Here is a 13,964-nt window from a genome sequence, read left to right on the forward strand (position 1 = left end):
TGCATCTGATCACCCCCACCTCGTGGGCAAGGCGAGCCGATGATTGGAATCGGGCGCAGACGGATTATCCGGCGTCGCGCCGTGTCGTTGCCGCGGCGCTCGGCCGCGGCAACTGCGAGAGCGGGTCAATTGCCTGCTTGCCCTTACGAATCTCGAAATGAAGCTGCGGACGATCGACATTTCCGCTGTCGCCGACCCGGGCGACCACCTGCCCGCGCTGCACACGCTCGCCGCGCGCGACGAGAACCGCGTCGTTATGCGCGTAAGCGGTCATCCAGCCGCCGGCGTGCTTGATCAGTAAAACATTGCCGAAACCGCGCAGCTCGTTGCCGGCGTAAGCGACAACGCCGCTATCAGCCGCTCGCACGGCCGACCCGGAACGGGCGGCGATGTTGATGCCGTCGTTATAGCGTCCGCCGCCCTTTGGCCCAAACTCCGAGAGGATGCGGCCTTGTACCGGCCAGACGAAACCTCCGGCACTTGCCGGCGGCGAAACCTGCATCGATGAATGAGCAACAACCGGGTGATCGGGGGGCTCGTCTGCGCGATCCGTAAAGACGGGCCTTGCCGCCGGCACGGCGCCGTCCGGTGTGGATGGCGTTAAATTGACGGCATCGCTCGCCGCAGTCGCACTCGAGGCGGGCAACGCGGCGGTGATCGTGGTTGTTTCTCCTGTCGATACGGCGCTTCCGGTCAGTGCCAGGCGCTGGCCTTCGAACAGATTAAACGGTGCCGATAGCTTGTTCAGCGTGATCAGCCGATAGGCATCGATGCCGTTCTGACGCGCGATTGTATAGACAGTTTCACCGGCGCGGACCCAGTGTACTCCCGGCTCGCGCGTTTGTGCAGCGACGCCCACCCCTGGCTCCGTGCCAGCCATAGCTGGTGCGCCCGCGGTTTCGGCGACCGGCAACGGCGCAGCCGGTCGGGGTACCGGCAAAGCAAACGCGGAAAGAGATGAGACCGGGTATCCGCCCGACGTCGAGACCGCCACCGGCTCAGGCCATGTCGAACACGCCGCCGTCGCGAACAGCAGCAGACTGCACGACGCAGCTTTTACAACACAGCGTGTGGCGCACAAAGCACTGAGCATGTCCCGGATTATGCGCGGGCCGCCGCCAGCCCGCAATCGCCGGTCCATATGTCCGCGTTGAAGCCCGGCTCCATGCAACAGTTTGGCAACATCTTCCGCCGAGATAAGGATGAACGCGCAACCGGCGGGGGGTCAGCGTCCAACGCCGAACATCCGAAAGAGCCAGTTGGCCCGGGGTTTCGGGGTCATCCCCGTTGCCGCGGGCAACTCGGTTGCGGGAATCGGCCGATCGGCGATATAGAACGTCCGGGCGGTGATACGGCCGTGCGCGTCGTATTCGACGGCCTCACCGTCTTTACGCCCGGCGCGGAACGACGTGCGACGGCGAATGGTGCCGGCCTCGTCGTAATCGACGGTGTCTCCGTCCATGGCTCCATGCACCCACTGTTCGGTTCGCAGCACGCTAGCGTCGGGGCGATAGAGCGTTATTTGGCCGTGGCGCCGGCCATCTTCGAACCGAACGACGGCGGCGATTCCGCCATCGGGCGCATAGCTGTGCATCTCGCCATGTAAAGCGCCGGCGCGATAGGGCATCACCGCCAGCGGCTGGCCACCGCGGTAGATCGTCAACGGTCCGTCGAGCACGCCGGCCGCGAAGGTGAGCCGGGCCAGCACCGTCCCATCGTCGCCGTTAACCGCAGCCGGTCCGTCGAGCAAGCCCTGGGCGAAGCGAAAGGATTGTCGCGGCGCGCCGTCGGCGTCGAATACGAGCGTCTCGCCATGCAGTCGTCCGCCGCTGATCCCGGCGCGCTCGAGTACCCTGCCGTCCGGCCCCTGCGTTTCGATCACGCCGTCCGCCAGATGTCCCTCGTTGCGCGCGTCGGACTCGAGCGACTCGGGCGCCATCAGTTGATCTTCACCAACCCACCCTTGAGCTCGAGCATGCCTCCGCCGTCGATGGTACCGGAAGCGCTTCCCGTCAGCTGCGCGGTCGTCCCGGCAGTCAGCGTAAGCCCTGTGCCGGCGGTGACGGTGGTCGACGTGCCGCCGGTGGCGGTCAGATTGGTGCCGGACTTCATCGTCAGCGATCCGCCAGCGTCGAGCAAGATCGAACTGCCTGCCTTAATAGTGATGCTGCCGTCGACCTCCAAGGTGAAATTGCCGGTGACTTTGTGGGTGAAGTCGGCGTCGTTGGTATGGGTTTCCGCCCCTGTCACCGTCAACGCGCGCGTGGACTTGACCGTGTGCGTCTCCTTGCCGGTCTCGACGGCGATCGTCCGGTCGCCCTTGGAGACCGTAAGGCTTTCGCTGCCTTCGCTGATTGTTACCGCGCGGTCATTTTTGATCGTTGCCGTGTCATCGTGGTTGATCGTCTGGATTCGGTCGTTTTCAACGGTCAGCATCAGATCCTTCTGCGCGTGCACGAAGATCTCTTCGCTGCCAGCCTTGTCTTCGAAACGCAACTCATTCGAACCACCGCCCCCGGCCGAGGAATTGCTCTTGAGCGTTGTCTTCGTCTGTTCGTCCGGCAAGGTGTAGGGAACCGGATTATCACCGTTGTAAACACAGCCGGTGACCAACGGCCGGTCGGGATCGCCGTCAAGAAAGCTCACCACCACCTCCTGTCCGATACGCGGCAAGGTGAACGCGCCCCAGGAGGCACCCGCCCAGTTTTGTGATATCCGCACCCAGCAGGAGCTGTTTTCGTCCTTTTGTCCCACCTGATCCCAGTGGAACTGGACCTTGATGCGGCCGTATTGGTCGGTCCAAATTTCCTGGCCCTGCGATCCGGTAACGACGGCGGTTTGCGATCCCGCGATCACGGGGCGCGGCGTCCGGCGCGGCGGGCGGAATACCACATCTGCGGCCTGCGCGACGAAGCTGTTTGTGTACTCGTTTTGGCGCGCGGTATGACGCACGGTGCGTAGCAGGTACGTAGAATTGAGTGTCTCGCTCGGATGCTCGCTAATAGTGAACGTGCACCCGGCGCTGAGCGCGCGCACTGGCGAGGTGCCGGAAACCAGCGTGATCCCAGCCTCGAATGCCTGCATCCGGCGGTTCGCCGCCTGCTCGCCAGCATCGCGCGCAAGGAAAAGGCCGGGGTATTCGTAGACTTGGCGTGTACCCTCACCGGTGCTGACCTTAAGATCGGTCGACGGTGTCTCGAAACTGTAATCATCCGCCTGGTAGGCGGTAACGCCGACGTTGCGCTCCACGCTGAGGCTCTCAATCCGCGCATCGCCGAGCCACCCGGGAGCCGAGCCCAGCGGTTTGAACGGCAGCGCAGTGATGTTGGGGCATGCGGGATGGCCGCTAGGATCGTCGACGAGCACGAGACGATGAGCATCGGCTGAATGCTGGAAGAAATAAGCGATTCCGGCCTCCTCCATCAGGCGGCTGACAAAGTCAAATGCCGTTTCGCGGTACTGCACGCAATAGTCGACGGAGGGGTATGTCGTGGTCAGGCTTTGGCTGTAATCAGTAAAGCCGTGGTCGGTAAAGACCTGACACACGATGTCGGGCAGGCTCATGTTTTGGAAGATCCGGCATCCGCTGCTCAATGTCAGCAACCAAAGCCACGGGCGCAATTCTGCAGAGCAGACGATCCCGGACCGGTTAGCACGGGTGACGATGCCGTGAAGAAAACGCTCGTTGCCGTCACCGTCTATCAGCTTGACCGAAGAGGGTGCTCCGACCAGCGTTGATAAGTCAAAATCGGCGTCCTTGGCGGACAGGTTAAGCAGGAAGGTGAACGGCGCCGAGAGATGTTCCTCGCCATCGAGGCCCTGCAGCAAGAGCGCATCGGTGCCGAGCGGTGTCGTCACCTGCAGCGAGGAATGCGCTCGCGTCGGTGAATCCTCTGGCATTAACGCATCTCGAAGGCGAACTCGCCGACCGGATCGAGGCGAACGTGCACGGCGCCGATCTCCATGTCGTCTGCCAACCGGTCGAGAACAACGCCGGAAAGGCTCGGCAGGAAGCTATGGGTCAGGATCGCATCGATGGTTCGCGCACCGCTCTCGGTTTCACGCGCGCGTTCGACGATCGAGGTTACGATGGCGTCGTCATATGTCAGTTCCGCCTCCCGCGTTAGGGCGAAGCGTTCCTGGATGCGAGCCAGCTTGAGCCGCGCGATCGACTGCAGATCGCCGTGATCGAGCGGGCGGTACGGCACAATCACCAGCCGGGCGAGCAGAGCGGCAGGAAAACAGCGCAGGAGGGCGGGCCGGATCGCGGCCACAGCGCCGTCAATTGCGGGGCCGTCTCGGTTTCGCGCCCTGTCCTCCAGGATCTCCCAGCCCACGTTCGAAGTCAGAAGAATGACCGTATTGGTGAAATCGACCACCTGGCCGTCGGAGTCTTCGAGCATGCCCCGGTCAAAAACCTGATAGAAGACTTCCAGAACGTCCGAATGTGCCTTTTCCACCTCATCCAACAGTAGCACGCAATAGGGTCTGCGGCGCACGGCTTCCGTAAGCACGCCACCCTTGCCATGGCCGACGTAGCCGGGCGGGGCGCCCCGCAGGCCGGAGACCGAGTGCGCCTCTTGATATTCCGACATGTTGACGGTGATGAGTGCGCGTTGACCGCCGAACAGCAGGTCGGCCAGCGTCATTGCCGTTTCCGTCTTGCCGACACCGCTGGGTCCGACGAGGAGAAAGACGCCAGTGGGTTTGTTCGGCTCGCTCAGTTCGGCATAGAAGGTCTGAATGCGCCGGCAGATGGTATCCAGTGCCGCATGCTGGCCAATGATCCGCGCCTGCATTCGCTCGGCCAGCGTGCGTGCTGTCGCAAGCGTATCGGCCAGCATGCGGCCGACGGGGATTCCGGTCCAGCTGGAGACAACGTCGGCGACAACGCGCCCGTCGACGGCGGCCGGTACCAGCGCATTCTCCTCCTGAATGGCCTCAAGTTCGAGGCGATGTCCGGCGAGTTCGCGGCGAAGAGCGTCATCGTTGTCCGCCGGAGAGTCTTCTAGCCGCGTTTCGATTGCCCGAATGCGTCGCACCGTCTCGCGCTCAAGCTGCCAGCGTGCCTGGAGGCGGTTATGTGCTTCGTCCGCGGAATCGAGAGCAATCGTCAGGTGCTCGATCCTCTCGTTATGATCGGCGCCGGAGCGTCCCTCGCGCTCAAGCCGGGCGATTTCAGTGCGCAGGCCGGCGACACGCCGGCGGGCGTCCTGCAACGGCGCCGGCGAATCCGCCTGGGCGATGGCAACCCGCGCTGCCGCCGTATCCAGCACACCGATCGCCTTATCAGGGAGTTGCCGGCCGCTGATATAGCGATGCGACAGGCTCACGGCGTCAATGATCGCCTCGTCGAGGATGCGAACCTTATGATGTGCCTCCAGTGCGGCGCTGACTCCGCGCAACATCTCGATGGCAACGTCCTCGGGCGGCTCAGCGACCTTGATCACCTGAAAGCGCCGGGCAAGCGCCGGGTCCTTTTCGATATACCGTTTGTATTCGCCCCAGGTGGTCGCTGCGATCGTACGCAAACTGCCGCGGGCAAGGGCCGGCTTCAACAAATTGGCCGCGTCTCCCTGGCCGGCCTGGCCGCCCGCACCGATCATCGTGTGCGCTTCATCGATGAACAGAACGATCGGGTGCGTGGATGCCGAAACTTCGTCGATGACCAGTTTCAATCGATGTTCGAACTCGCCACGGACCCCGGCGCCGGCCTGGAGCAGTCCGAGGTCAAGCGTGCGCACGGTAACGTGGGCGAGCGACGGCGGCACCTGGCCGGCGATGATCCGCTGGGCAAATCCTTCGACAATCGCCGTCTTGCCGACGCCGGCATCACCGGTGAGGATCGGGTTGTTCTGTCGGCGCCGCATCAGGATATCGATCACCTGGCGGATTTCCGCGTCGCGCCCGACGATCGGATCGATGCGTCCGTCACGGGCGTCGGCGGTCAGGTCGTGGGTGTAAGCATCAAGGGCCGGCGTCGCCGAGCGGCGCGCGAGATCGCCCGTGCTCCCAGGCCGGGATCTAGCCTGTTCATCACGATCGGACGCTGCCCGCTCGGTGTCTTCGATACTCCCGCGCATCAATTCCGGTAAATCTTCGATCAACCGGTGGCGAGGGATGCGCGAAAGCAGTGGGACGGCGTTGAGCAAGAGACCGCGCAACGCCTCGCCATCCAGCAGCGCGCACAGCAGAGCCCCCGAACGGACCTGCGTCTCGCTCATGTCGAGCGATGCGATAGACCAAGCTTCGGCGAGCGCCGTGCTTACGTGCGGTGATAACGCCGGTGTGCGGACATTGCCGCGCTTGCACCGGTCGAGTGCCTGCTCCAGGTCGACGACAAGTGCGTCCCTATCAACGTCGTAGGTCGCGAGTGCCCGCACCACATCAGTATCGGGTATGGCAATGAGTTCGAGCAGCAGATGCTCAAGCTCAACCGTAAAGTGGGTCTCCCGCAGGCAGCGCTCGGCCGCCTTCTCCAACGAGCGCCGACAATGCGGATTAAGCCGGCCGATCAGCGCCTTCAACTCAGGCATGTCTTCCCCACTTCGGCGCTGGCGCTCGATAGTGTCGTACACGGAAGACGTAGCGCCACGACGCCATGTTGCTGGCGTGGGCGCGTGCCCAGCCACGATGTCCAGCCCAGCCGTGCCCCCTGGCGGTGGGACAGCCGTACCGGCTCGACCTCCTCTTTGGCCACGATCAGCCGCAGTTCGACGTCGACGCTGTCGCCAACCGCAAATCCGAGCAGCGCGCGAAGCGAACGGTTGGCGCTTCCGCGAGGCAGAAACTCAAGGGCGCGCGATAGCGGCATCGGACCAAGGTCGAGACGGAGCGCCGCTTGCTGATCCCAGGTGCGCCCGCCCAGCACGGTTTGGGTGCCGAGCGCGCGGTTGCGTCCACTGTACCCGATCGCCGTGCGCTGTCCCGGATCGAGGTGGAGCCAGCGGCCCTGCAGCGGGGCGCCACGCACCGGCAGGTCGAGATAGTGTGCGGCGAGGCGCTCCAGGGCGTGCAGGCTGGCGGGACGTCGAGCGAGGAGTCCCGCTGGTGCCAGCAGGCTTCGCTCGGCGCCGCCCATCCGGCTGTGACGCACGGGCGGCAGCGTCTGCCGCAGACCGGCGGTGCCGAGACCGAGGATGGCGAACAGCACCGCGGCGGTGTGGCCTTCGGCGGGCAGTCCCGGCTGCATGGCGACAAGCCGGCTGCGGTGCAGACGACAGAACAGCGAAACGAGGCGGTGGTTGAAGATATCGAGAAAATCGCGCGTAGCGGTATTCCCCGCGCGCGCCGTTGCCATCGTCCGCTCACTGATCGACGACGGCAGCGGACCAAATGCGCCGGCAAGACCGAGAAAATTGACGCGCATACGCGTTTGTGGTGCGGCGCTCTGCGTCATTTCGCCTGCCGAAGCGCTCGCACCACGCGCGAATTCAAGGGAATCGATGTCGCTTGCCGGAAACGCCATGTCGATTTGAGAGACGAACCGAACCGCTTCGAGCGCCGGGTGGCCACCGCTGCCGATCGGAACGCAACCGGGATGCAGCCGTTCGAGCAATCGCAGTGCCTGCAGGATATGGAAGCCTTGCGGCTCGCTATTCAGATGCTCGATCAGAGGACGGCTGTTTCTCCGCAGAACGGCGGCCATTCGGTCCAGACTCCGTCACGCTGCCTGCTCGTCACCACCAGCTGGGTGAACGAGTTGACCGCAGCATAAAGGGCGAAGAAGCGGCTGAGAACGGCCCCGAGCAGGAATGCGCTGGCGCCGACAAAGCGGGTTTCGTCGAATTCGAGCGTGACCTCGGTTCCACGGCACAGGCCACGCCAAGCATCCGCACCGATCCGCCGGACGACACGGCGTGTTGACAGCGCGGTCAGGCCGGCAATTTGCTCAGCCACCCGCGTTGAACCCAACCCCGCGTAAAGGCTGAGGATTTCACGCAGTGCCGCGAGGCTCTCGGGGCCACCTGCCAGCGAAAGGTGATTGAGCGACAGATGCGAGACGAGCTGCCACAGAGTTTCGCCAGCGTAAGGGGGGATGAGCTGCCGCGTCGGCTTACTGAGGCAGCGGATCGTGCTTACGGGTGCGTCAACCTCGATGTGCAATGGCGTGCCCGCCGGCATCTGTTCGGCGATGCCGCGATTCGTGCACAAGGTGTGCGCGAACACGACTTTCGAGGCAGGGCTCATCGGTTGGAAATCGAGATCGAGGAACGAGATCAGCGTATCGCTGCCATGCAGGCCGGCCCGCAGCGTCGGCTGACGGCGCATCGACCAGTAGGCGAGGGGCGCCTGCTGATCATCAGCGTGGGTAAAGGAGAAATACGGGCGAAAGGCGCAGGAACTGCGTTCAGGCGTGAGGCTGGCGGACACGTCGAGGATGGTATGGATTTCTGTCGAGCGCTCGAAACGCACGTCAGGCACGAGCCGATATTCGAGCTGAGTTTCGTCGAGACGGATGGGCTCAGCAATTCGGCGGAACAGATTGACGATCGGCGTGCACCCGAGACGAAATGTGGTGCGATCGAACATCAGTGCCTGTCGCGGCTTCTCTGTGAACAGAAACAGCAGGTCAGCGCGTGCGCCGGTGCCGAGCGCACCGCCTTCGGCCGGCCGTTCGATGTCGAAGAAAAGGAACTTCTCAGGGAAGGTGAAGTATTCCTGCAGCAGCCGAAAGCCTTGATGTGCGTGCGGCGGATAGGGCAGGACCGGCTCCTCACTTGCAAAACCAACGGGCCGAATGCGGTCTGCGGCGACGAGGGTTGGCCTTTGGGTGACTCGTTCGCCCGGCGCGACCAATGCCGCTTCTTCGGGAAGAATGGCAAGCTGCGACGTCGCGTTGAACAGCAATTCATAGAGCGGACCGGTCCGGGCGAGTTGCCCGTGCAGATGAAAACGCAGGAACGGCGGCGCGAACTCGCTGAACGTGCGATTGCCAAGGCAAGCCACGCGCAGGCGAAGCACCGTGGCGACGTCAGAGCGATCGTCGAGGAACGCGTAGGCCCCAGGTGAGACGAAGTCGGCGTCGGCGACCTCGACCGGCCAGAACGTGACCGGATAACAGGTGCGAAAACGGCAAACGAGGCCATCTTCGGCCGTGGCATACATTGGCAGGTTCGCTGGCAGGGATAGACCCTGCAGAGAGCGACTCTGTTCCGGATCGGCGACGAATTCGGCGATTGCCATTGACGGGATCGGCGCCGTGAGCTGTGGATAAAGGACATCCAAGAGCGCAGCGGCGATGTCGGGGAACTGCCGGTCGATGTTGCGCTGCAACCGGGCGGCCAGGAAAGCGAAGGACTCGATCAGTCGCTCGATCTGCGGATCGGAGGAGCCCTCGTCGCCGAGATCGAGGCGACCGGCCACTTGGGGGTACTGCTGGGCGAACTCGGCGCCCGCCGTGCGCAAATATTCCAACTCGCCAAGATAATAGCGACGGTGTTCTTCCGCGGCTTCACTCGTCATCGATGGCTCCGGAAATTGAGCTGACACCCAGGGCGACGCGAAAGACCACGGGCTCGATCACCGAGCCCATGGCGAGGCTTCCCTCGATACGGGCGACGGCGCCGTCGCGCCGATCGACGGAAGGCTCAATCGTCACCCTTGGCCGCTTTAGCCGTGGCTCGTACGCGGCGATCGCCGCAACGATGTGCCGCGCCATCGTTGCCGCCCCGTCCGGCCCAGCCAGTTGGAAAAACGACAGATCGGGAATGCCATAATCAAGCGTGCTGCGTGGGTGACGCCGGGCGAGCGTCGCCGCATCGACCGATGCGCGCGTGCCCAGAAGGCGTTCAAGCTCCCGGGCAACGGACGCAAGCAGTGACGGCCGGTCAAGGATACGGCTCGGCGCACCGTGGTCTTCGCCGTCGCATCCTTTATCATTCATCATCCGGTCGAACAGAGGAGTCGGCACACCCGTGATCGGACGGGGACCCGCCATAGCAATCAGCCAACCTCCTGCTTAATCAGGTCGTGATAGACGGGTTGAACGCCTTCGCCAGTGCCATCCGTCTCTTTTTGGGGAATGTAATTATAGGTCACTTTGCCGTAGCTTAACGCGATCGTCTCCGTAGGAATGTCGCCGGTTCCACCGCCGAGGCTGACGTTGGAAACGATGACGTTTTCCATGATGATCTCAAGGTATTTGACGGGCGTGTTGTTGCCGTCCGAGCGGTAGGACGTGAACGTCCCTTTGCCGATCGTCTTGCCGCTCCAGCATTGCTTGAGAAGATCGTCCGTCGCTGCATCGGTGTACTTTGTAAACGAGAAGTCCGAGTGATTGGCCATTTCGACCGTGCCGCCGCCAGCCGAACTGCGTGTCGGCGACGTCGGCTGGTTGAACGAATGGCTCCACGAGAGGACCTGAATTTCTTTGTCGTGGCTGGAATCGGAGGCCTCGCCCTCGATCGTGGGCTCCTCCAGCTTGAGAAACATGTTGGTGGCCATCGGAGACCTCCTTGCGTTCGCGGTGCGGACTTCGCAGCAGCAGTGCTTATGCGGCTGCCGCCGGCAATTCGGCGACGAGACGGATCGACGCGCTCAATTCCTCGAGTTGAAAGTGCGGACGAAGGAAGATGACGGCGTTATAGGAGCCGGGCTTTCCCGCGACATCGCTGACATCGACGCGCGCCTCGCGAAGGGGATAGCGTGCCTTCAGCGGCTGACCGGCATCGTCCTTGCCGAGGACATAGTCCATAATCCACGTGTTCAGGTAGGTCTGAACATTTTCCTTCGTCATGAAGCTGCCGATCTTATCGCGCATCATCACCTTGACGTAGTGGGCGAAACGCGAGGCGTTGAGCACATAGGGCAGCATGGCGGACAAACGGGCATTCGCGTTTGCCTGCGGCGTGTTGTAAAGGCGGGGATTATTCGTCGTCTGGCCGCCGAAGAACGCCGCGTAATCGGTGTTCTTACAATGGACGAGCGTAATGAAGCCGAGGTCGCTCAGCTCCTTTTCGCGCCGATCGGTGATCGCGAGCTCCGTCGGGCACTTCAGCGCGATGTCGCCTTCGTCGGTCTGGAAGGTGTGCGCCGGCAAGCCCTCGACCTTGCCACCCCCCTCGACGCCGCGAATCGCCGCGGTCCAGCCGTAAAGAGAGAACGCGTGCGTGATGCGCTCGGCCAGCGCGTATGCGGCGTTTCCCCAAAGATATTTTTTGTGGTCGTGGCCGTCGACGTCCTCGACGAAGCCCATCCCCTCGACCGGCACCGTTTCCGGGCCGTAAGGCAGGCGCATCAGCACATGCGGCAGGACCAGCGCGATATAGCGGCTGTCCTCGCTCGCCCGGAACGACCGCCACTGGATCAGCTCGGCACTTTCGAAAATCTTGGAGAGGTCACGCGGGATCGACATTTCGGTAAAGGCGTCCATGTCGAACAGACGCGGACTTGCGGCCGCGATGCAAGGTGCATGCGCCGCCGCCGCCACCTCCGCCAGCTTGCGAAGCAGAGCGATGTCCTGAGGGTGCCGACCGAACTCGTAGTCGGTGACAAGCATGCTGTACGGATGCCCGCCGAAGGTGCCGTATTCCTCTTCGTATATCTTTTTGAACAGCGCGCTCTGGTCGAACTCGACGGCCCGCTCGAGGTCTTTGAGAAGATCGGATTTGCTGATGTTGAGCAGGCGAAGCTTGAGCTTTGTTCCTGTCTCGGAGTTCATCACCAGGAAATTGAGTCCGCGCCAGGACGCTTCGAGCTTCTGGAACTCGGCGTGATGGAGGATTTCGTTGATCTGATCACTCAGCAGATCGTCGATCTCGGCAATCCGATCGTTGATCAGCGCGACGACGTCCGGGCTGACGCGCTTGCCGTCGGCGAGCACGTCATTAACGAACTCGCCAATCAGATCGCGCGCGTAAATGCGCTGCGATTCATCGCGGGCGAGTTTACCGTCGGTAATAATGCGATCGAGCAAGGTCGCTTCCGCTGCGCCATCGACTGCCTGCGCGCTTTCGGTCTCTTCCGCCATGGTAATGGCCTCCTGTCTCTCTCATCATTCACTCACAGCCGGACGTGAGGATCGGGCTCTGTCTACTGGAGTGGTTCTGCGGGCTAAGCCTGAGGGCTGGCATCATCGGTAGCGGGGGTGGCGCCGTCGCCGTCCTCCACGGGACCCACCTGTTCCCGTAACGCGCTCTGGCTTTCGGTATTTTCCACAACCTGGCGCAAGAGGGCGTCAAGTTCGTCGTTGCCATCGAGCTTAGTTAAGAGATCGCGCAATCTCTGTCGTCCCTCGTAAAGCTTGCGCAGCGCCGGGACTTGGTTGACGAGGTTGGCAGGATTGAAATCATCCATGGACTTGAATGTCAGCTCGACATTCAACATGTCGCCAGCCTCGGGTTTTAGACGGTTGTTCACGCGGATTGGCAGTCGAGGGGAGCACGCTGACATGACATCGTTGAAGTTGTCGCGATCGATCTCGACAAACTTGCGATCTTTGACTTTCGGCAACGGTTCGGCCGGCACCCCTGAAAGATCGGCCATGATCCCGACGATGTAAGGTAGCTCCTTCTTTTCGATCGCGCCGCCCGTTTCGACATCGTAGGTAATCTGCACCCGTGGTGGGCGAACGCGCGACAGGACGTGTTGCAAACTCTCGGCCATCCTGCACTTCCTCCTTCATCGACGCGTTAGAACCCGAACCGCGTCGCCAGTGAACGCCAAATCACGTAATGTCAATAGCTAGAGCAGAGAGTGCCATGCTGTGCAATTATACAAACATTATCCTCATTTTTTGCCTCTTACTAGCCTTAAATACCCCGATTGTGATCGTTTGTTTCCGCAGTCTATTCCGACTAGCTATTTTCTTGGCGGCTCACTGAATCCGAGCAGTTCGAAGAGCAGCGACATGTCCCGCCCACCGCGGGAAAGCTCGATGAGCAATTCATGCAAGGGCATGTTTCCCCAACTCACAGCGCGGCGGATGAGGTAGGGCGTCGGGCTGTGTGGTTCGGCGTGGTGCAGGAAGTCGGCAATTTCGGCGAGCATTCGGTATGCTTCGTCACGGCTGCGGATGGCCGATGCTGGTGACGTACTAGCGAAGGCTTCCACGGCATCGCCGGCGCTCGCCGCCGCCAATGCGGAGGCCGCATCTGGATGGTCCACACCGTTAGCCGCAGGCTCCGCTGTCGGAGCGATCGATGGATCCGGCATCCCGGTGCCTCGTTCCTTGAGAATGGTGCGACAAAAACCCCGCAGTGCGCCGATCGCCGCGCGCACGGCGATCAGGGCGCCGTCGAACGCAGCGCGAGCGCTGAGCAACCGCCCCAAGCTGGCGAGAGCCCGATCCGCATCGTCAAGCGCGCGCACGGTCTCTTGATAGAAGGCCGGTGCCGTTGAATCGATTCGAGCCTGGACGGCGGCAAGATTAATCGCCCCACGTGCCTCGGCGCGATCCGCTTGCTTGGCGTCGCGCTGACGCAAGGTTTCGAGCCGTTGCGCGTTGGCGTAATCAGACCATCCATATCCGGGTCGCCCGTCATCATCGACGGTGAGCGGCAGCTGGTAGAGAATTGGCGGCAATTTTTCGTTCAGCCAGTCGAATGGCGCGAAACGCGCTTGCGGGTCTTCCTCGTCCAGGGCAGGGAACAGTTCGCTCCAGTAGCGTTCGCACAGCAGCTCCAGCAGAACGAGGCCCTCGGCCAGTGCCGAAAAGCCACGCTGATGCATACGCGCTTCGACGAGCCAAGCAGCCACCTGAAGGTCTTTCGATCGGGTCTCGAGCGTTTTGGCGCATAGACGGACGACTTCTTGCCAGTCGGCGCGCTTGAGCTCGTATTGCCAGACCCCTTGCGGCAGGGCCGGATCGTCGCGGCTGCGCGCCTCTTCGATCCGGTCATAATCGCCGGCGTAGCGCACGCCGATGCCAGTTGCCCGGGGGCCCGGGATCGGCTCGACCAATCGCCTCACATCGAAGGTGAATGCGGGGTTCGATGGCGCGCGTGCGAGGTTGCGCACCGCCG

General features: G+C 62.5%; 11 protein-coding genes. All 11 read right to left on the reverse strand.

Going from position 1 to position 13,964, the window contains the following annotated elements:
• Positions 1-64: 64 nt before the first annotated feature.
• Positions 65-859 carry a M23 family metallopeptidase gene (locus tag IPK66_02835; protein ID MBK8174245.1) on the reverse strand — a complete coding sequence of 265 codons (795 nt, stop codon included), beginning with the start codon at positions 857-859 and terminating at the stop codon, positions 65-67.
• Between the two features lie 366 nt (positions 860-1,225).
• On the reverse strand, positions 1,226-1,939 hold the full coding sequence (locus IPK66_02840; GenBank protein ID MBK8174246.1) for a hypothetical protein: 714 nt from the start codon (positions 1,937-1,939) through the stop codon (positions 1,226-1,228).
• A complete protein-coding gene (gene tssI / locus IPK66_02845; protein ID MBK8174247.1) occupies positions 1,939-3,900 on the reverse strand; it encodes a type VI secretion system tip protein VgrG in 1,962 nt (653 codons plus the stop codon). Before tssI ends, IPK66_02840 begins: the two co-directional genes overlap by 1 nt.
• The gene (gene tssH, locus IPK66_02850) at positions 3,900-6,536 is read right to left on the reverse strand and encodes a type VI secretion system ATPase TssH (GenBank protein ID MBK8174248.1); all 2,637 of its coding nucleotides are present in this window, start codon (positions 6,534-6,536) and stop codon (positions 3,900-3,902) included. Before tssH ends, tssI begins: the two co-directional genes overlap by 1 nt.
• Positions 6,524-7,648: a type VI secretion system baseplate subunit TssG gene (gene tssG, locus IPK66_02855; GenBank protein MBK8174249.1), complete on the reverse strand. Its 1,125-nt coding sequence runs from the start codon at positions 7,646-7,648 to the stop codon at positions 6,524-6,526. The genes tssH and tssG overlap by 13 nt, the downstream gene beginning before the upstream one ends.
• Positions 7,612-9,465 (reverse strand): type VI secretion system baseplate subunit TssF, encoded by a 1,854-nt coding sequence (tssF, locus tag IPK66_02860; GenBank protein ID MBK8174250.1) that lies wholly within the window; start codon positions 9,463-9,465, stop codon positions 7,612-7,614. The genes tssG and tssF overlap by 37 nt, the downstream gene beginning before the upstream one ends.
• Positions 9,455-9,940 carry a type VI secretion system baseplate subunit TssE gene (gene tssE, locus IPK66_02865; protein MBK8174251.1) on the reverse strand — a complete coding sequence of 162 codons (486 nt, stop codon included), beginning with the start codon at positions 9,938-9,940 and terminating at the stop codon, positions 9,455-9,457. The genes tssF and tssE overlap by 11 nt, the downstream gene beginning before the upstream one ends.
• A 5-nt stretch (positions 9,941-9,945) precedes the next feature.
• The gene (locus IPK66_02870) at positions 9,946-10,446 is read right to left on the reverse strand and encodes a type VI secretion system tube protein Hcp (GenBank protein ID MBK8174252.1); all 501 of its coding nucleotides are present in this window, start codon (positions 10,444-10,446) and stop codon (positions 9,946-9,948) included.
• A 46-nt stretch (positions 10,447-10,492) separates the two neighbouring features.
• Positions 10,493-11,971 (reverse strand): type VI secretion system contractile sheath large subunit, encoded by a 1,479-nt coding sequence (gene tssC, locus IPK66_02875; protein ID MBK8174253.1) that lies wholly within the window; start codon positions 11,969-11,971, stop codon positions 10,493-10,495.
• Positions 11,972-12,054: 83 nt separating this feature from the next.
• Positions 12,055-12,606, reverse strand: a complete 552-nt coding sequence (gene tssB, locus IPK66_02880) for a type VI secretion system contractile sheath small subunit (GenBank protein ID MBK8174254.1) — start codon at positions 12,604-12,606, stop codon at positions 12,055-12,057.
• A 195-nt stretch (positions 12,607-12,801) separates the two neighbouring features.
• Complete coding sequence (gene tssA / locus IPK66_02885) at positions 12,802-13,959, reverse strand: type VI secretion system protein TssA (GenBank protein MBK8174255.1); 1,158 nt, start codon at positions 13,957-13,959, stop codon at positions 12,802-12,804.
• Between the last annotated feature and the right edge of the window lie 5 nt (positions 13,960-13,964).

The organism is Rhodospirillales bacterium (assembly GCA_016712595.1).
Taxonomy (GTDB): Bacteria; Pseudomonadota; Alphaproteobacteria; order Rhodospirillales; family Defluviicoccaceae; genus Defluviicoccus.

Bases quoted from the DNA above. Each gene is read 5' to 3' on its own strand.
- tssB (MBK8174254.1), bottom strand. From the start codon at position 12,606: ATGGCCGAGAGTTTGCAACACGTCCTGTCGCGCGTTCGCCCACCACGG.
- tssH (MBK8174248.1), bottom strand. From the start codon at position 6,536: ATGCCTGAGTTGAAGGCGCTGATCGGCCGGCTTAATCCGCATTGTCGG.
- tssF (MBK8174250.1), bottom strand. From the start codon at position 9,465: ATGACGAGTGAAGCCGCGGAAGAACACCGTCGCTATTATCTTGGCGAG.
- IPK66_02840 (MBK8174246.1), bottom strand. From the start codon at position 1,939: ATGGCGCCCGAGTCGCTCGAGTCCGACGCGCGCAACGAGGGACATCTG.
- tssE (MBK8174251.1), bottom strand. From the start codon at position 9,940: ATGGCGGGTCCCCGTCCGATCACGGGTGTGCCGACTCCTCTGTTCGAC.
- IPK66_02870 (MBK8174252.1), bottom strand. From the start codon at position 10,446: ATGGCCACCAACATGTTTCTCAAGCTGGAGGAGCCCACGATCGAGGGC.
- tssG (MBK8174249.1), bottom strand. From the start codon at position 7,648: ATGGCCGCCGTTCTGCGGAGAAACAGCCGTCCTCTGATCGAGCATCTG.
- tssC (MBK8174253.1), bottom strand. From the start codon at position 11,971: ATGGCGGAAGAGACCGAAAGCGCGCAGGCAGTCGATGGCGCAGCGGAA.
- tssI (MBK8174247.1), bottom strand. From the start codon at position 3,900: ATGCCAGAGGATTCACCGACGCGAGCGCATTCCTCGCTGCAGGTGACG.